Below are 16,452 nucleotides of genomic sequence, written 5' to 3'. Positions count from 1 at the left end.
CGCTGGCCGGCGGCCCGGAATACGCGGGGGGCTGGTCGCCCCCCGCCTGCCCGCCGCGGTCAGTTGCGGATCTGCACGTCGTCGATGTAGACGTTGACGTCGTAGCTGGTCTGCGCGCGGTACAGCCAGATCGCGTCCAGCTTCACGCTGGAAGCGGTGATCGCGCCGTTGGCGCTGCCGACCCAGCCGTTCCACTGGCCTGCATCGGTGAGGCTCCATTCGACGTAGGTCCACTGGTTGGCCGGAAGCGCGCGATTGGCCGAACGCTCGGTGCCGTCGCTGTCGTCGATGCCTACGCCCACGCTCATGCCGCTGCCGCCGGACCAGGCCCAGAACCCGACCCTGCCGTTGCTGCGCGACAGCGCGGTGTTGCTCCCCGGGTTTCCGGCGCCCGAGAGCAGCCGCACCGCCCAGCTGGCGGAAGTGTTGGGATTGTCCCTGAGCAGGACCCGCAGCGAACAGTTGCCGTAGCGCCGGGTGGTGCAGTCGCGGGTGGCGGTGGAGGCGGTGGAGATGCCGGTGGTGCTGCCCGAATACGCCGGGCTGGTGTTGAAGTGACCGACGCTGGACTCGAAGCGGTCCAGATAGGCGGTGCCGCCGCCGCTGCCGGGGTTCAGCAGGCCGTAGTAGTGGCTCCAGTTCCAGTTGATGCCCGGGTCGGTGTGGGTCTGGCCGCTGAAGTGCTGGTGGCCCTTGATCCTGATGCTGGTCGGCAGCACGTTGATGCCGCTGCTGGGCGCGCCGCTGTAGGCCGCGGTGCAGCTGATCGCGCTGTAGCTGGCGCAGAAGTGACGCACCAGCGCCGCCGAGGCGTTGTACATCGCGCTGGTATACCAGGAACTGTTGTTGACGTAGCCCTCGTGCTCGATGCCCAGGGTGTAGCTGTTGTGGTTGCGCACGTGCCAGCCGGTATGGGCGTGGCGCACCATCTGGGTGACCTGGCCGTCCGAGCTGCGAATCACGTAATGGGCGCTGACGTTGGCCGAGGCGTTCTTGAACCACGAGATCGTGCCGGCGTAGCTGCCCTGGGCGGTGTGGATGGTGACCGCGCTCACCGCCGCGCTGCGCGATGCGGTGTAGTTGGACGAGTGCGCCGGGTTCCAGATCGCCGGGCCGTAGTCGGTGCTCAGCGGCTGCATGTCGGGGCCCTTGCCCGCGGCGCCGTCGCGGCGCACCAGCCGCTCGCTGACCGGGTCGATCGCGTGGCTGTCGGTCTCGATGCGGTCGCCTTCGACGTCCAGGCGCACGAACGGCGCGTTCAGCCGGACCAGGGTGTCGGCATCGAACGCCTGTTCCCAGGCCACCGCCCGTTGCGGCACCACCATGCCCTTCTCGTTCACCCCGCGGTCCAGCGCCAGCAGCACGTCGAAGGCGAAGCTGGCGCGGGCGTAGTCGCCGACCGCGCTGTCACCCGGATCCTGGCCGAAACCGGCATAGCGGGCCAGCAGCGGCGCCGCGTCCTCCAGCGAGGACACCGGCTTGCCGCGCATCAGCCGGTCCAGCAGCGCCGCGGCCGCGAGGATGTTGGTGGCCGGATCGGCCTTGATCCGCTCGCCCGGCACGCCCAGCAGCGCCGCCGCCTCGCCGACCTGGTCGGCGAAGCCGTCGCCGGCGTAGAGCCCCATGACCCCGTACGCGGCGGGCATGTGGTGATGGCCGTGATTCTCCGCCTCCGGCGCGAGCGGTTGCCAGCGGCTCTGCACGTAGGCGATCGCCTCGAGGGTCCCGGCCGGAATCCGCGGATAGGCGGCATAGGCGCGGCGGAAATGTCCCGGATAGGCGGCGCGCTCGGCGCGCAGACGAGTTTCTTCCTGACGCAGTCGCTGTTCCAGTGCGCCGGCGTCCGCGGTCGACTGTGGTGCGGTTTTGCTCCCGCCAGCCACGCGGTGCGCATCTTCCGACACGGCCGTGGCGCTGGCCGCTGCCAGGACGGCGCCACATAGCGCCTTCATCCCGAATCCAATCCTCATCGTCCTTCCCCTCTGCGCGCACTGGCGCGTTGCCGACCCCCCCTGCGCCGAACCGGCCCGTCGACTAGAGCAGAGGCCGGCAGCGGGGCACAGATGGGAGCCGCCCTAGGTCGGCGCCGGAAGCGCGACGCGCTTCCGCCAAAAGGCGACGGTGCGTCACAGTTGCGGGATCGTCTGGTTCACCCGCCGAAGGCTAGGGTGGATCCCAGCCGAGGGTTCCTTCAAAGGAACCCGAAGAAAAGCGACCAGGGCATATCGCTCTCGCTGTCGCTGCGGACGCAGGTTTCGAGCGCCAACGGGACGAGGCCCAGTCCCGCTCGCCGCGCCTCCAGCCCCGCCTCGGCCTCGACAGGCTGTCGAAGGATCGCCCGGCCCTGTGCCTGGATGTCGAAGAGCGTGCCATACCGCTGCGGCTCGCCGAGGTCGTGCAATGCACGATCGACCAGTTCGGCCGCGCGGCGCCTCGACGCCCGGTCCAGGCCCGGGTCGCCGCTCCGCAGGAGCGCTTCGCCCAGGCGCAGCCGGGCCTGCGGCTGGGAAGCGATTCTTTCGAGGACCGAAAAGACCGCGTTCATTCCGCTCGGGCCGATCTCGGCAACCCTCGGCGGCTTCTGCAGGTCGACAAGCGCCTGCAAGCGGGAAAGGCGCGAGGCTTCCCGGGGCGTAGCTGGCGGCGACGTGCTTTCCGGCACGGAAGGCGCGGAACCCGAATCGCCTGCACGTATCGCTGCCAGGGCCGCCGCTGCGGCAGCGTCGGCCGCAGCAGCCGCCTCTGCAGCCGCTTGCGAGTAGTCCGCGGCGGATCGGTCCCTGTCCAGGGCAATCAGCCGGTCGCGCAGCGCAGGGTTCGTCGCTACCGGGCGCGGTCCTGCGGCACGGCGCTCGGCACGCAGCGACTCCAGCCATTCCGGACCACCTGGGCAACGATCGACGCTGGCCATGCTGATCGTGTTGGGCTGCGCGACGTGGGCCGCGGCCGTGCCCGCCAGCAGTGCCGCGAGGATCGCGGCACAGGATGCCGTCGTCTTCACGGCTTCCGCTTCGGAAGGTAGAGATCGGTGATGGTGCCCTCGTAGACCTCGGCCGCCATCGCCACCGACTCGCTCAGCGTCGGATGCGGATGGATGGTGTGGCCGATGTCGGCCGCCTCGGCGCCCATCTCGATGGCCAGGGCGACCTCGGCGATCAGCTCGCCCGCGTGCGGGCCGACGATGGCGCCGCCGACGACGCGGTGAGTGGTCTCGTCGAACAGCAGCTTGGTGAAGCCCTCGCCGCGGCCGATGCCGACCGCGCGCGCCGAGGCCGCCCACGGGAACTTGCCGACGCCGACCTTGATCCCCTTGGCCTTCGCCTCGGTCTCGGTGACGCCGACCCAGGCGATCTCCGGGTCGGTGTACGCCACCGACGGGATCACCCGCGCCACCCAGTCCTTCTTTTCGCCGGCGGCGACTTCCGCCGCCAGCTTGCCCTCGTGGGTCGCCTTGTGCGCCAGCATCGGCTGGCCGACGATGTCGCCGATCGCGAAGATGTGCGGCACGTTGGTGCGCATCTGCCGGTCGGCGTCGATGAAGCCGCGCTCGCCCACCCGCACCCCCGCCTTGTCGGCGTCGATCTTCCCGCCGTTGGGCACGCGCCCGACCGCCACCAGCACCCGGTCGAACAGCTTGGTGTCCGGGATGCTGTCGCCCTCGAAGCTGCAGGCGATGCCGTTCTTCTGCGCCTTGGCCTCGACCACCTTGGTCTCCAGGTGGATCGCCACGCCTTGCTTCTTCAGCCGGTCGGCCAGCGGCTTGACCAGGTCCCGGTCGGCGCCCGGCATCAGCTGGTCGGCCAGTTCCACCACGGTGATCTCGCTGCCGAGCGCGCGGTACACGGTGGCCATCTCCAGACCGATGATGCCGCCGCCCACCACCAGCAGTTTCTTGGGCGTGGCGCCAAGCTCCAGCGCGTCCGTGGAGTCCATCACCCGCGGGTCGTCCCAGGGGAAGCCGGGCAGCTTCAGCGCCTGGCTGCCGGCGGCGATGATGCACTGCTCGAAGCTCACCAGCTGCTTGCCGCCCTTGCCGTCGTCGACTTCGATCTCGTTGGGCGAGACGAAGGCGCCGCTGCCGGCCAGCACCCGCACCTTGCGCTGTTTGGCCATGCCCGCCAGACCCTTGTTGAACTGGCCGACCACCTTCTGCTTGTGCGCGCGCAACGCGTCCAGGTCGATCTTCGGCTTGCCGAACGCGATCCCGTAGTCGGCGGCGTGCGCGGCCTCGTCGATCACCGCCGCGGCATGCAGCAGCGCCTTCGACGGGATGCAGCCGACGTTGAGGCAGACCCCGCCCAGCGCCTCGTAGCGCTCCACCAGCACCGTATCGAGTCCGAGATCGGCCGCGCGGAACGCCGCGGTGTACCCGCCGGGGCCGGCACCGAGCACGAGCAGCGCGCATTCCACGTCCGCCTGCCGGCCGCTGCGCGGCGCGGGCTTGGTCTCCGGCGGCTCGGCCGGGGCGCGGTGGGACTTCGCCACCGGGGGCTTCGACGGGCCGTCCTGCGGCGCGGCAGCGGCGCGATCCTCACTGCCTGAGTCCTCGCTTTCGCGCGGTTCCGTCGCCTGCCCTTCCCCGGCCTCCAGCACGGCGACCACGACGCCCTCGGACACACTGTCTCCGACCGCCACCTTGAGCGACTTCACCACGCCGGCGGCGGGCGAAGGGACTTCCATCGTCGCCTTGTCCGACTCCAGGGTGATCAGGCCCTGATCGGCCTCGACCCGGTCGCCCACCGAGACCAGCACCTCGATCACCGGCACCTCGGAAAAATCGCCGATGTCCGGCACCTTCACTTCGATCGAATTGGCCATGGTCAGGGTCTCCAGTTGTGCGTCATGAGGGATGCCGGGCGGCGCGGCGCGTGCCTGCGGTCGGCCGGCGGGGGCGGGTGCGAGCGCCCCTTTCGCGGATCAGCGGTCAGGGTCACGGCCGTCGTCTTCCGCCGCGACGGGCCCGTCGGGGTCGCCGGGCGGGCGCCCCGCCTCGTCGCGGGCGTCGTTGCGGGAAAGCTCCGCGCGCTCGCGCGGATGCAGCGCGCTGGCCGGGGCCTCGCCGGCGGCGGCCGCGTCGACGCGCTCGCCGCGCAGCGCCGCGGCCGCGGCCGCGCCCTCCATGCCGAACAGGCTGCGCAGGTGCAGGTCGCGCTGCGGAAACGGGATCGCGATTCCGTGGCGCTTGAGCGCGGAATCCAGTTCCCACAGGTATGCGGCCTCGATCGCCGCGTTGCGCCGCGCCGCGGCCTCGTTGAGCCACACCGCGAGAATGAACTCGACCGCGCTGTCGCCGAAGTTCACCAGCCACACCTGCGGCCGCTTGTCGCCTTCGGTCGCCAGCGTGAAGGGCACCTGCGCGGCGGCCTCCAGGGCGGCCTTCTTGACCAGCTCCTTGTCGACCCCGTAGGCGACGCCGAAGCGCACCCGGATCCGCCGGTTCACCGAGCCATGGGTCCAGTTGACCACCCGGCCGCTGACGAACTCGGAGTTGGGAACGATCACGTCGATGTTGTCGTTGGTGGTGATCAGCGTGGCGCGGATGTTGATGGCCCGGACCGTGCCGCGCAGTTCGGCATCGAGCTCGACGAAGTCGCCGACCTTGAGCGAACGGTCGAACAGCAGGATCAGGCCGGCCACGAAGTTGCTGAAGATCGCCTGCAGCCCGAAGCCCAGGCCGACCCCGAGCGCGCCGGCGAACACCGCGAACTTGCCGACCGGAATCCCGGTCGTCTCCAGGGCCAGCAGCACGCCGAGCGCCAGCACCAGGTAGTGGACCAGTCGCGACACGGTGTACAGCGAGGCCTGGTTGGCGTTCGGATGGCGGTTGCCGTAGCGCCGGATCCCCCGCCTCAGCAGCACCGAGACCAGCCATGCCAGCAGCAGCGCCAGCAGTGCCGCCGACACGGTGCCCGGGGTGACCGTCACCTCCGATACCCGCAGCAGCGGGTAATCGAGCAGCGCGCGCAGGCCGACGATGGACCGCGCGCTGGCCTCCACGACCGGGGACGCCGCCGCGCTCATTCCGGCCCGCCGCGCTCGCCGGCACGACCGGCCGACCCTCCGGCCGCCGCGGCGGCCGTCGCGCGCGCCGGCGGCCGCATCGTGCCGCTCGTGGGCGCGAGGCTCATGCCGCCTACAGCAGCACCCGGCGCATGTCGCCGAGCAATTGCGCCAGGTATGCGGTGAAACGCGCCGCGGCGGCGCCGTCGATCACCCGGTGGTCGTAGGACAGCGACAGCGGCAGCAGCAGGCGTGGCTGGAACGCCTGGCCGTCCCAGACCGGCCTGGTCGCCGACTTCGAGACGCCGAGGATGGCGACCTCCGGCGCGTTGACGATCGGCGTGAAGCTGGTGCCGCCGATCCCGCCCAGCGAGCTGATCGAGAAACAGCCGCCCTGCATCTCGGCCGGGCCCAGCTTGCCGTCGCGGGCCTTCTTCGCCAGCGCCGAGGTCTCCTGGGCGATCTCGATCACGCCCTTGCGGTCGACGTCGCGCACCACCGGCACCACCAGACCGTTCGGGGTGTCTGCGGCGAAGCCGACGTGGAAATACTTCTTCAGGGTGAGGGTCTCGCCCGCGGCGTCGAGCGAGGCGTTGAACTGCGGGTACTTCTGCAGCGCGGCCACGCTGGCCTTCATCAGGAAGGCGAGCATGGTCAGCTTTATGCCGGCCTTCTCGTTCTCCTTGTTCAGGGCGACGCGCAGCGCCTCCAGCTCGGTGATGTCGGCATCGTCGTGCTGGGTGACGTGCGGGATCATCGCCCAGTTGCGCGCGAGGTTGGCGCCGGAGATCTTCTGGATCCGCGACAGCGGCTTCTCCTCCACCTCGCCGAACTTGGAGAAATCCACCTTCGGCCACGGCAGCAGCGAAAGTCCGCCGCCGGCACCACTGGCGCCGGCCGCGGTCGTACCGCCGCCCTGCAGCGCCCCCTTGACGAACTGCTGTACATCCTCGCGGGTGATGCGGCCACCACGCGCGCTGCCGGCGACCCGTCCCAGATCGACCCCCAGCTCGCGGGCGAACAGCCGGACCGCCGGACTGGCGTAGGGCACCTTGTCCGGCATCACCGCGTCGGCGTCGAAGCGCACCGGCGGCTCGCCGCCGCCGGCCGCGCGGTGCTGCATGGCGGCCTCGGCGATGTTGTCCGGGCGGCGACCGGGGGAAGCCGGCTCGGCGGAGGTGTCGTCGCTGTCATCGGCCGGCGCCGCGGCCTCGGGCTGCGCCGGCGCCGGCCGCGCCGCACCCTTCGCTTTCTCGCTGTCGGCGGCCCCGTCGTCCCCGGACGGCCTGGCGTCCCCGGACCCGGCGTCCGGCTTCGGGGCCGTCTCCTCGCCGGCACCCGCGTCCGCGGCCTCGACCATCGCCACCACGCTGCCTTCGGAAACCTTGTCGCCGACCGCGACCTTCAGTTCCTTGACCACGCCCGCGAACGGCGCCGGCACTTCCATCGTCGCCTTGTCCGACTCCAGCGTGACCAGGCCCTGGTCGGCCTCGACGCGGTCGCCGACCGCCACCAGGACTTCGATCACCGGCACGTCGTCGTAGCCACCGATGTCGGGGACGCGTGCTTCCTTCAGGTCGGCCATGCGGCACTCCGCGCTGCGAGGGGGGAAGAGCCGTATTGTGGCCGCAGCGGCGCCGGCCGCCAACCGCAGCCAAAAAAAAGCCCCCGGGGGATGCGGGGGCGGAGGAGGAGCGGCGGCACGCAGCCGTCGCCGGGGGTCAGGCGCCGTCTGCGCGACGCCTCGATGTGCGCTCGACCTGCAACAGGTCGAGCGGGCGTCCGTCGGGCAGCCGGTACTCGAGGGCATCGTCGATCCGGTCCAGCGCCTCCATGCGGGCGCACAGGCGTTCGGCCTTGCGCCCCAGCGCCTCGGCGCGCGGCTCGATCAGCGCCTCGAGTTCGGCGTCGAGGTTCTCCATGCGTTCAAGGCGCGCCACGTCGCCACCGAACGCGGCGCGCACCGCGCCGCTCACGATGTCGCCCATCACCGTCGGCAGCACCTCGCGCACCGCCAGGCCGATGGCCTCGCCGAGCTCGTCGTTGCTGAAACGGTTGGCCGACATCGAGCCTGCCAGCCGTCGGTCCAGCTTGGCGCGCGCGGTTTCCAGCCTGCCGCGGGTGGCGTCGGGGTCGCTGCTGAACCCGGCGGCCACCTCGCCCAGCGCGATGAATGCGATCTCGGTCGCCTCGCGGCCGATGTCGCGGGCCAGCGGCACCACCGCCCGGGCCTCGCGCTCGTAGTCGACCAGGCGCCGGCGATCGGCGCTGTCGAGCGGCACCCAGGCGTCGTCCACGAACAGGCGGCCCCGGCGCATCACCAGGCGGCGCGGCGCGCCCGAATCCCGGGTGAGGATGACGCTGCGCTCGGAGAGCGAGAAGTCGTAGTCGCTGTCGACGTTGCAGGAGACGTCGACCTCGTTCGCGGCAGCGCCGCCGCACGCCAGCAGCAGTACCGCGGCCCCGATCCGTCGCTTCATGCGCATGTGCTCTCCCGAAACGCGTTGCCGATGCGCGGAGTCTGCGCGAGCGCGCCCCGCGAAGCGTGTGCCGGTGGATGGCATGACTTTCGTCAGGTGGCGGCGAACTCGCTGCAGCGCCGGTGAAACGCGGGTGGGGCGCGGCGGACAAGTTCAATCCCCGCGTGCGCGGCGACCAGGGCAAGATCGGCACCATCGAGCAGCAGCCGGTGGCCGTGAGCGGCCAGTACCACTTCGGCCACCCCGACACCGCCTTCCGGCCGTTCGTGGGGCTGGGCTACTACCGGTCCGACATCGGCAACGAGGATCTCAATCCGGGCGGCGACCACGTCGGCCTGACCACCCCGAAGGGCGCGATCGGCACCGTGGGCCTGGACTTCAACATCAACCCGACCTGGTTCGCCCGTGCCGACGCGCGCTACATGCGCGCCCGCACCGACGCCGAGCTGGCCGGCGAGACCGTCGAGCGCGACATCGAGCTCGATCGCTGGACCGTAGGCGTGGGCGTCGGCGCCCGGTTCTGACGGCGCAAGACCCGTGAAGCGGCGGGCGGACCCGGCCGGGTCCGCCCGTCAGGCGAGCCGCACCCGCCGGCGCAGCCCCCAGGCGTAGGCGGCGTGGTAGCCCAGCAGCAGCCCGCCCGCGGCGAACACCCCTGCCGGCGCCGTGAGCCATTGCCACGCGGACTCGCCGCCGGTGTCGGCGGGAATGCCCTGCAGGCGCCGCGCGAGCTGCCACAGCCCCAGCCCGATGCGGGTCGCGACCAGGATCACGAGCGCCCGCGCCAGCCAGCGATTGGGGGTGTAGTGCAGCCCGGTCGGCAGATATTCGAAGCGGGTGATCGATAGCCCGGCCCGGGCCAGCAGTACACCGGCGAGCAGGCCCGCCGCCGCGTGCGCCAACGCGGCCTCGATCCACACCCCCGACATGGCCGCTCCGGCCAGGAACAGCGCCGCCGAGACCGGCAGCAGAAGCGCGTTGAGGCGCACCGCCCAGGCCGGCGCGCGACGCCTGGCGCCGCCGGCGCGCAATTGCAGCCAGAGCCCCAGCGGCCACAGCAACAGCACCGCGACGAGGCCGAACAGCACGAGCACCGGAATCAGCAACAGCGGCATGGTGGCAGCCTGGGCGGAACGGGGTGAAGCGGATGCATCGCCGGCACGCTCAGGGCTGCGCCCCGATCGCGAGCACGCGCTCGCGGCGCAGCAGGTACAGCCCGCTGGCGATGATGATCGCCGCGCCGATCCAGGTGGGCGTGTCGGGCAGCACGCCCCAGACGCCCAGGTCGAGCAGCACCACCCAGACCAGGCCGGTGTACTCGAGCGGCGCGATCCGCGACGCCTCCGCCAGCCGGAAGGCGTGGGTCAGCGCCACCTGCGCCAACGCCCCGCTGACGCCCACCCCGGCCACCGCCCACACGTCGTGCGCGCGCATCGGCCGCCAGTCCGGCCAGGCCAGGGCGCCGGCGCCGAGCGCCAGCAGCAGCAGGAACCAGAACACCATCGCCTCGGTGCTGTCGCGCTGCGCCAGGATCCGCACGGTGATCGCCGCGGCCGCATAGCAGGCCGCCGCCCCGAGCAACGCCAGCCCGGCCAGGGTCATCACGCCCTCGCCGGTCGGCCGCAGCACCACCAGGACCCCGGCCATGCCCAGGGCGATCGCGGTCCAGCGGCGCGGCCCGACCCGCTCGCCCAGGATCGGGACCGCCATCGCGGTGACCAGCAGCGGCGCCACGAACACGATCGCGTAGGCGGTCGACATCGGCATCCGCGCCAGACCGTAGACGAAGCCGGCCATCATCGCGATGCCGAGCGCCCCGCGCACCAGGTGCAGGCGCCAGTGCACCCGCAGCAGGGTGGCCGCGCGCCCGCCCAGCAGCACCCAGGCGAACACCAGCGGCAGCGCCGCGGCGCCGCGCAGCGTGGCCACCTGCAGCGGCGGGTAGTCGGCCGCCAGCCACTTCATGCCGGCATCCATCAGCGCGAAAAGCGCCACCGCGAGCAGCATCCAGGCGGCGCCGCGGCGCGAGGGGTCGTCGATCGAAGCGGCCACGGGAGCGCCTGCGGTGGGGGCGCATAGGGTATGGCCTGCCGCGGGCGGCAGCCATCTCCGGCCGGGTCCCGGCAGCGCGCCGCGCGCGGTGCGCATGCTCCGGGCGCTCCGGGCAGAATAGGGCCATGAACCGCGAAGCCGTCGCCAGCGACCCGATCGCCGAGACCCGCCGCTGGCTGCAGCGCGCGGTGATCGGCCTGAACCTGTGCCCGTTCGCCAAGGCGGTGGTGGTCCGCGACCAGGTGCGCTTCGCGCTCAGCGAGGCAGGCACCCCGGACATGCTGCTGCAGGCGCTGGCCACGGAGCTGGCGCTGCTGCGCGACGCCGATGCCGACGTCGTGGACACCACCCTGCTGATCCACCCGCGGGTACTGGGCGACTTCCTCGAGTACAACGACTTCCTCGATGCCGCCGACGCGCTGGTCGAGACGATGGAGCTCGATGGCGTGCTGCAGGTGGCCAGCTTCCATCCGCGGTATCGCTTCGCCGGCAGCGACGAGGACGATCCCGGGAACTTCAGCAACCGCTCGCCGCATCCGATGCTGCACCTGCTGCGCGAGGACAGCGTGGCCCGGGCGGTGGCCGCGTATCCGGACCCGGGAGTGATCGTCGAGCGCAACCTGCGCACCCTGCGCCGGCTCGGCCATGCCGGCTGGCGCGCGCTGCTGGCCGAGGAGCCGGGCGCCGCCCGCGACTAGGGCGCGAACAGGCGCGCGCGCTCCGCGGCGCCGAGCATGCGCCATTCGCCCTCGGCCAGCCCGTCGAGCGCCAGGCCGCCCACCCGGCTGCGGTGCAGCCGCTCGACCCGGTTGCCGGTGGCGGCGAACATCCGCCGGACCTGGTGGTAGCGGCCCTCGGTCAGGGTCAGCCGCGCGCGCCGGGCATCGAGCGGCTCGAGCCGCGCCGGCTTCAGCGGGGTGCGCTCCGAGTCCAGCAGCAGGGTACCGCTGGCGAACAGTGCCGCCTCGTCGCCGCGCAGCGGCTCGGCCAGCGCCGCCTCGTACACCTTGGGCAGGCTGGATTTCGGCGCGATGATCCGGTGCAGCAGCGCGCCGTCGTCGGTCAGCAGCAACAGGCCGCTGGTGTCGCGGTCCAGACGCCCCACGGTCGACAGTTGCGGCGAGCGCAGCCGGAAGCGCGGCGGCAGCAGGTCCAGGACCACCCGCCCGGGATCGCGGGTCGAACAGGTGTAGCCGGCCGGCTTGTGCAGCATCAGCAGCACCCCGTGCGCAGGATCGAGCGGCGCGCCGTCGAGCCGGACCTCGGCATGCGCCACCACGTCGTCGGCATACAGCGGTTCGCCCGCGGCGTCGGTGACCCGGCCCGCGCGGCACAGCGCTGCGACCTGCCGGCGGCTGCCGTAGCCGAGGTTCGCGAGCAGGCGGACCAGCTTCACTTCCGCGCCTTCCGCGCCTCGACGACCTTGAAGCCGGCCTGCTGGGCGACCATGCGTACCTCGCCGAAGCCGGCGCCCAGCGCCTGCTCGTAGGGCAACTGGCGGTTGGCGACCAACCACAGCGCGCCGCCGGGCCGCAGCGCCTGCGCGGCGACCTCGATGAAGCGGCGGCCCAGCTCCGGCAGCGGGGCCCGGCCATGGCCATGGAACGGCGGGTTGGTGACGATGAAGTCGTAGCGCCGCGGCAGCCCGGTGGCGACGTCGTGCCAGTGCCAGCCCAGCGTCACCCGCGCGGCGTGCGCCGCCAGGTTGCCCCGTGCCAGGTCCAGCGCACGCCGTTCGGCCTCGTAGAGGTCCAGCGCGGTGACGGCCGGGCAGCGCTGCAGCAGCTCGGCCGCGAGATAGCCGTAGCCCGCGCCCAGGTCGGCGCCATGCCCGGCAAGGCTCGGCGGCAGGTGCGCGGCCAGCAGCGCCGAGGCGGCATCGACCCGGTCCCAGGCGAACACGCCGGGGCGGCTGAGGAAACGCCCGCCGGCGACCGCCCGCGGCGCGTCGAGGCCGCGCCACTGCGCGGCGAGCGCGGCGTCGCCGTCCTGGCCGGCCCGCGCCCAGAAGACCCGGCAGTGGTGCTTCGACAGCACCTGCACGGGGCCGGCGATGCGTGCCAGATCCGCCTGCCCGGATTTCGCTCCTTCGTCGTTGGCGAGGCTGGCGACGATCACTCCGTCGTCGGCCGCCCGATCCAGCGCGCGGGCGTACAGCGCGCGCGCTTCGTCGCGCTGCCGCGGCGGCAGCAGCAGCACCAGCCGGTGGCGCGATTCGCCGCCTTCGGTCACCCGGTAGCCGTCGCGCTGCAGTGCGTCGAACAGCGGACGGAAGGTCTGCTCGCACAGCACCCCCTGGCGGCCATGGCGCGCCAACGCGGCGCCAGGACGGGCGCGCAGGAACAGCACCGGCGGCACTCCATCCGCGGCTTCGGGCCAGCCGAGCCGGCCCTCGGCGAAGGGCAGCAGCAGGGTTTCGAGTGCGGGATCGCCTGCGGCGCTCGGCACGGGCGGCACACCATCTTGCGGACGAATGCCGATTCTACGCGTGGCGGGCGGCCGCGCCGGCGCCCATCGGACTGCGCTCGGCGTCGTTGGCCGCGGGCAGCGGATCCGGAGCGAGCCGGGCCTTGCAGCGCAGCAGCTCGAGGTCGTTGATGCGCAACATGTTGCGGCGCCTGCTGATCAGCCCGCTGCGGTGCCAGCGCTGCAGCTGCGCATTGAGCTTCGGGCGGCTGACGTTGACCATCGCGGCGAGGATGCCCTGGGTCGGCGGCAGGGCGATCTCGCCGGCGCTCCCGCATCCCCCTCCCTGGGCCTGCAGGCAGGTGAGCAGGTGCCGCGCCAGCCGCGACTCCAGCCGGTGCAGGCACATCGTCTCCAGGCCGTCGATCGCCTGGCGCAGGTCGAGGCACAGCGCCGCATGCGCGCGCGCAGCCACCACCGGGTCGGCCAGCAGCAGCGGGAAATGGCGACGCTGCAGCCTCAGCACCCGCGTCGGTCCGCGGGCGATCGCGGTGAAGCTGTGACGCTGCCGGTCGACCAGCACCGCGGCATCGACGGTCCCGCCGGCCTCGACCGCGCCGACGATCAGCTCCTGACCATCGGGCCCGTATAGCACCCGGAAGATCTGGCCGCCCAGCACCAATGCCAGGAACTCGCCGGGGTCGTTCTTGAAGAACAGGATCTCGCCTGCGCCCAACCGGCACTCGTGCGCATGGCCGAGCAGGTGGTCGAGCAGCTCGGCCGGCGATCCGCGCAGCAGCGCGCAGTTCTCCAGGATCGGGCGGATGTCGCGGCCCGGTTTCGCCTGTGCACCCATCAGCGCTCCCTGTCGCGCCGATCGCGCCTCTGCGGCGGCGTCCTCGCCGCGCGCGCGCGGCAATCCCCCGACCGTCGTCCCTGCATGCGCTCGCTCATCCCGCCCCCCTGTCGGTCCGGCGTCCCCCGCGCCTCGCGGGGGACGCCATCGTCGCCTTGCGTGGCTTACAGGCCCGACGGGGTCGACGGCGGGCGGAAGGCGTTGAGCACGGTGAGCAGGCTGCTCAGGTTGTCGGACACGCCGGTCTGCGCGACCTTTTCGCTGGCGCCGGCCGCGGCGGTGGTGTCGAGGCTGTAGACCTGCATCACCCCCTGGTTGGTACCGGCCTGGGCCAGCGTGTTCTGCTGCTGCTGCGCCGCCACCGCGTTCTCGTAGAGGATGCCGGTGGAGTGCGCCAGGCTCTGGAACATCGAGGCCATGCCGAACGCCGGCGCCTCGGCGATCACCTTGACGTTGGACTGGGTGACCGCGTCGGTGATCTGGTTGTTGACGGAAGTGGGGTATGCCATGGGATGGATCTCCTGGGTGCGGAATCAGACGCGTGCACGGGCCCTGATGGCGCCGGCGGCGTCACGGATACGACTGCCGGCCTCAGCGCCGGAACGAGTCGAGGACGGTCAGCAGGCTGGTCAGGTTGTCGGCCACCCCGGTCTGCGCGACCTTCTCGGTGGCGCCGGCCGCCGAGGTGGTGTCGAGGCTGTAGATCTGCATCACGCCCTGGTTGGCGGCGGCCAGCGCCAGCGTGTTCTGCTGCTGCTGCGCGGCGACCGCGTTCTCGAACAGGATGCCGGTCGAGTGCGCCATGCTCTGGTAGATCGAGCCCATCGCGAACGCCGGCGACTCGCCGATGACCTTGACGTTGGACTGGGTGACCGCGTCGGTCACCTGATCGTTGACTGCGGTTGGAAAAGCCATGTGTGTCTCCTGGTGTTGGCGGCACGGCGTGGGCCGTACGATCCGAATAACGTTGCTCGCTTCGATCCGTGAACAAGGGAAAGCGGATCCGTCCGTGGACCCGCCCGGGGATCGCTAGCCCGGTGCGCCGGGGCCGGGCGGCGGCGGTGCGCTGGGTGCGTCGGGCGTGGCGCGTGCGGGGGGTGCGGCAGGCGTGGGCGGGGCCGCAGCGGCGCGCACTTCGCGCAACAGCGCCTCGACCCGGCTGGCCAGCGGCGCCAGTTGGCGCTCGAAGCACTCCTGCACCTCGGCCCTGACCAGATTGGCCAGGCGGTCGGCGATCTGCGCGATCAGGATCCGGCCCGCCGGGGAATCCTGCCCGTCGGGCGGCAATGCGGAGGGACGCAGCTCGGCCAGGCTCCCGGCGCTCTCGACCATCCGCAGGATGGCGCGGTCTTCCTGCTCGCGCTCGCTGGCCATGCGCTGCGCGAGCCGGCGCGCACCGTCCAGGACGTCCCGCATCGCCGCCTGCGCCTGCGCACGGGCGTCCCGGATCGCCTGCGCCGCGGCCTGGCCTGCAGGCGGGCCGGCACTCCCGCCGCGCTCGAGCGACTGCCGGAAGCGCGCCAGCTCCTGCGTCTCCGCGGCGCTCAGCGGACGCTCCAGCCAGCGCTCGGCCAGCGTGTGCAACTGGGCGGAAAGCGGGTCGTCGGATGCGGTCATGGTCGTCTCCAGGACAGTCGGTTCATGGGTCGACGGACCGGCTGCCGTCGATGCTCGATGCGGGAAGCTGGCGCACGAGCGCTGTCATCCGCCGCCCTTGCGGGCGGCCAGCAGGCTGGCGTACTTGTCGATGCTCTGGTCGATCCGGTCGATCGCGAAGCTGGCCGATTCGGCCTCCATCGCCCCGGCGGCGGCGGCCACGGCGGCGGCGGCGGCCATCATCACGTCGGTCGCGAGCACGCCGAGCGCGTCCTCGGCCGCCTGCGGCAGCTTCTCCGCTACGAGGTTCTGGGTCATCTGCTTGAGCAGCACGCCCTGGCTGGCCAGGGCCAGCTTGCTGACGCCATCGAAATAGGCGGCCGCGGACTGTGCGACCAGCCCGGAGGCCTGGGCGATCATCATGTCCGGCCCGATCGCCACCTGCGACGGCGCGTAGGCCGTGGTCTCGGCATTGCTGGCCCGCACCGCCTGCACGATCTTCTGGTTGAGCGCATCGGCCGCGGGCGCGGGCGCGGCGGCCTGCGCCAGCAGGTGGCGGTTCATCGTCGCCAGCGTGGTCGGCTGGGTGGGAATCGGTGCGGGTGCGGGTGCAGGTGCCGGTGACGGCGAAGGCGCCGGTGGAGGGGGCGGCGGGGGCGGGGCCGCTGCCGCCGCATCGGCCGTGCCCGCCGCGGGCTTCGCCGCCCGCTTCCTGCCGAACCACGGCGCCACGGCTCAGCCCTCCCGCCGAGGCGCCGGCAGCGGCCGGCGTGCGGAGCGGGCGCGGCGATCGCGGCCGGCGCCGATCACGGCTTCTCTCCGATCGCCATGATCAGCGCGACGGCCTTGGAGATCACCGCGCTGGAGATCTGGTTGAGCGCCTGCTGGCTGTGCACGGCGTTCTGCAGCGCCAGGCCGGTGGAATGGCTGGAAACCTGGTAGAGCGAGGCGATCGCCTGCGCCGGCGCTTCGGCCACGACCTTGACGTTGGTCTGGGTCACCGCGTCGGTGATCTGCGAGTTCACTGGCGTGCTGTCGGCCATGGACCTGTCCTGTGCTGGG

General features: G+C 72.2%; 17 protein-coding genes and 1 pseudogene. 2 read left to right on the top strand and 16 right to left on the bottom strand.

What is annotated here, in order from left to right; all coding sequences use genetic code 11:
* Positions 1–59 precede the first annotated feature (59 nt).
* From QFW77_RS17875 to QFW77_RS17850, 6 genes are all read right to left on the bottom strand, one after another.
* Positions 60–1,970 (bottom strand): N-acetylmuramoyl-L-alanine amidase, encoded by a 1,911-nt coding sequence (locus tag QFW77_RS17875; RefSeq protein WP_280576195.1) that lies wholly within the window; start codon positions 1,968–1,970, stop codon positions 60–62.
* Between the two features lie 221 nt (positions 1,971–2,191).
* Positions 2,192–3,001: a hypothetical protein gene (locus QFW77_RS17870; RefSeq protein ID WP_280576194.1), complete on the bottom strand. Its 810-nt coding sequence runs from the start codon at positions 2,999–3,001 to the stop codon at positions 2,192–2,194.
* Positions 2,998–4,818, bottom strand: coding sequence for a dihydrolipoyl dehydrogenase (gene lpdA, locus QFW77_RS17865; RefSeq protein WP_280576193.1), 1,821 nt, complete (start codon positions 4,816–4,818; stop codon positions 2,998–3,000). Before lpdA ends, QFW77_RS17870 begins: the two co-directional genes overlap by 4 nt.
* A 99-nt stretch (positions 4,819–4,917) precedes the next feature.
* Positions 4,918–6,021, bottom strand: coding sequence for a mechanosensitive ion channel family protein (locus QFW77_RS17860; RefSeq protein WP_280576191.1), 1,104 nt, complete (start codon positions 6,019–6,021; stop codon positions 4,918–4,920).
* A 112-nt stretch (positions 6,022–6,133) separates the two neighbouring features.
* A complete protein-coding gene (locus QFW77_RS17855) occupies positions 6,134–7,585 on the bottom strand; it encodes a dihydrolipoyllysine-residue acetyltransferase (RefSeq protein ID WP_280576189.1) in 1,452 nt (483 codons plus the stop codon).
* A gap of 136 nt (positions 7,586–7,721) precedes the next feature.
* Entirely contained in the window at positions 7,722–8,480 is a 759-nt protein-coding gene (locus QFW77_RS17850) for a DUF2884 family protein (RefSeq protein WP_331487973.1), read from the bottom strand.
* Between the two features lie 134 nt (positions 8,481–8,614).
* Between QFW77_RS17850 and QFW77_RS17845 the strand changes: the two are divergent.
* Positions 8,615–9,004 (top strand): annotated as a pseudogene (locus QFW77_RS17845) (OmpW/AlkL family protein); the annotation flags it as partial.
* Positions 9,005–9,052: 48 nt separating this feature from the next.
* Here the strand turns inward: QFW77_RS17845 and QFW77_RS17840 are convergent.
* Both QFW77_RS17840 and QFW77_RS17835 read right to left on the bottom strand, forming a co-directional pair.
* A complete protein-coding gene (locus QFW77_RS17840) occupies positions 9,053–9,595 on the bottom strand; it encodes a DUF1453 domain-containing protein (RefSeq protein ID WP_280576187.1) in 543 nt (180 codons plus the stop codon).
* 49 nt (positions 9,596–9,644) lie between these two features.
* Positions 9,645–10,532, bottom strand: a complete 888-nt coding sequence (locus QFW77_RS17835; protein WP_280576186.1) for a DMT family transporter — start codon at positions 10,530–10,532, stop codon at positions 9,645–9,647.
* A 125-nt stretch (positions 10,533–10,657) separates the two neighbouring features.
* On the opposite strand from QFW77_RS17835, the gene QFW77_RS17830 reads away from it, so the two are divergent.
* On the top strand, positions 10,658–11,230 hold the full coding sequence (locus QFW77_RS17830) for a DUF1415 domain-containing protein (protein ID WP_280576185.1): 573 nt from the start codon (positions 10,658–10,660) through the stop codon (positions 11,228–11,230).
* Here the strand turns inward: QFW77_RS17830 and QFW77_RS17825 are convergent.
* The 8 genes from QFW77_RS17825 to QFW77_RS17790 all read right to left on the bottom strand — a co-directional run bounded on the left by QFW77_RS17825 (position 11,227) and on the right by QFW77_RS17790 (position 16,433).
* Positions 11,227–11,928, bottom strand: a complete 702-nt coding sequence (locus tag QFW77_RS17825; protein WP_280576183.1) for a pseudouridine synthase — start codon at positions 11,926–11,928, stop codon at positions 11,227–11,229. The two genes, QFW77_RS17830 and QFW77_RS17825, sit on opposite strands and share 4 nt — an antisense overlap.
* Positions 11,925–12,989, bottom strand: coding sequence for a class I SAM-dependent methyltransferase (locus QFW77_RS17820; protein ID WP_425603379.1), 1,065 nt, complete (start codon positions 12,987–12,989; stop codon positions 11,925–11,927). Before QFW77_RS17820 ends, QFW77_RS17825 begins: the two co-directional genes overlap by 4 nt.
* 25 nt (positions 12,990–13,014) lie before the next feature.
* Entirely contained in the window at positions 13,015–13,794 is a 780-nt protein-coding gene (locus QFW77_RS17815) for a Crp/Fnr family transcriptional regulator (RefSeq protein ID WP_280576181.1), read from the bottom strand.
* Between the two features lie 164 nt (positions 13,795–13,958).
* On the bottom strand, positions 13,959–14,303 hold the full coding sequence (locus QFW77_RS17810) for a RebB family R body protein (RefSeq protein WP_280576180.1): 345 nt from the start codon (positions 14,301–14,303) through the stop codon (positions 13,959–13,961).
* An 82-nt stretch (positions 14,304–14,385) separates the two neighbouring features.
* A complete protein-coding gene (locus QFW77_RS17805) occupies positions 14,386–14,709 on the bottom strand; it encodes a RebB family R body protein (protein WP_280576179.1) in 324 nt (107 codons plus the stop codon).
* 114 nt (positions 14,710–14,823) lie between these two features.
* Positions 14,824–15,411, bottom strand: a complete 588-nt coding sequence (locus tag QFW77_RS17800; protein ID WP_280576178.1) for a hypothetical protein — start codon at positions 15,409–15,411, stop codon at positions 14,824–14,826.
* A gap of 84 nt (positions 15,412–15,495) precedes the next feature.
* Positions 15,496–15,954, bottom strand: a complete 459-nt coding sequence (locus QFW77_RS17795; RefSeq protein ID WP_280576177.1) for a hypothetical protein — start codon at positions 15,952–15,954, stop codon at positions 15,496–15,498.
* A gap of 242 nt (positions 15,955–16,196) precedes the next feature.
* Complete coding sequence (locus QFW77_RS17790; RefSeq protein ID WP_280576176.1) at positions 16,197–16,433, bottom strand: RebB family R body protein; 237 nt, start codon at positions 16,431–16,433, stop codon at positions 16,197–16,199.
* Positions 16,434–16,452: the final 19 nt, after the last annotated feature.

The organism is Luteimonas endophytica (genome assembly GCF_029887875.1).
GTDB lineage: Bacteria > Pseudomonadota > Gammaproteobacteria > Xanthomonadales > Xanthomonadaceae > Luteimonas > Luteimonas endophytica.
The sequence above is the reverse complement of the archived record's forward strand: the minus strand, read 5'-3'. Positions and strand labels throughout refer to the sequence as shown.

Excerpts from the sequence above, each read along its gene's own strand:
- QFW77_RS17875 (WP_280576195.1), bottom strand. The coding sequence starts at position 1,970 with ATGAGGATTGGATTCGGGATGAAGGCGCTATGTGGCGCCGTCCTGGCA.
- QFW77_RS17860 (WP_280576191.1), bottom strand. The coding sequence starts at position 6,021 with ATGAGCGCGGCGGCGTCCCCGGTCGTGGAGGCCAGCGCGCGGTCCATC.
- QFW77_RS17800 (WP_280576178.1), bottom strand. The coding sequence starts at position 15,411 with ATGACCGCATCCGACGACCCGCTTTCCGCCCAGTTGCACACGCTGGCC.
- QFW77_RS17795 (WP_280576177.1), bottom strand. The coding sequence starts at position 15,954 with ATGAACCGCCACCTGCTGGCGCAGGCCGCCGCGCCCGCGCCCGCGGCC.
- QFW77_RS17850 (WP_331487973.1), bottom strand. The coding sequence starts at position 8,480 with ATGAAGCGACGGATCGGGGCCGCGGTACTGCTGCTGGCGTGCGGCGGC.
- QFW77_RS17805 (WP_280576179.1), bottom strand. The coding sequence starts at position 14,709 with ATGGCTTTTCCAACCGCAGTCAACGATCAGGTGACCGACGCGGTCACC.
- QFW77_RS17790 (WP_280576176.1), bottom strand. The coding sequence starts at position 16,433 with ATGGCCGACAGCACGCCAGTGAACTCGCAGATCACCGACGCGGTGACC.
- QFW77_RS17815 (WP_280576181.1), bottom strand. The coding sequence starts at position 13,794 with ATGGGTGCACAGGCGAAACCGGGCCGCGACATCCGCCCGATCCTGGAG.
- lpdA (WP_280576193.1), bottom strand. The coding sequence starts at position 4,818 with ATGGCCAATTCGATCGAAGTGAAGGTGCCGGACATCGGCGATTTTTCC.
- QFW77_RS17855 (WP_280576189.1), bottom strand. The coding sequence starts at position 7,585 with ATGGCCGACCTGAAGGAAGCACGCGTCCCCGACATCGGTGGCTACGAC.
- QFW77_RS17810 (WP_280576180.1), bottom strand. The coding sequence starts at position 14,303 with ATGGCATACCCCACTTCCGTCAACAACCAGATCACCGACGCGGTCACC.
- QFW77_RS17840 (WP_280576187.1), bottom strand. The coding sequence starts at position 9,595 with ATGCCGCTGTTGCTGATTCCGGTGCTCGTGCTGTTCGGCCTCGTCGCG.
- QFW77_RS17830 (WP_280576185.1), top strand. The coding sequence starts at position 10,658 with ATGAACCGCGAAGCCGTCGCCAGCGACCCGATCGCCGAGACCCGCCGC.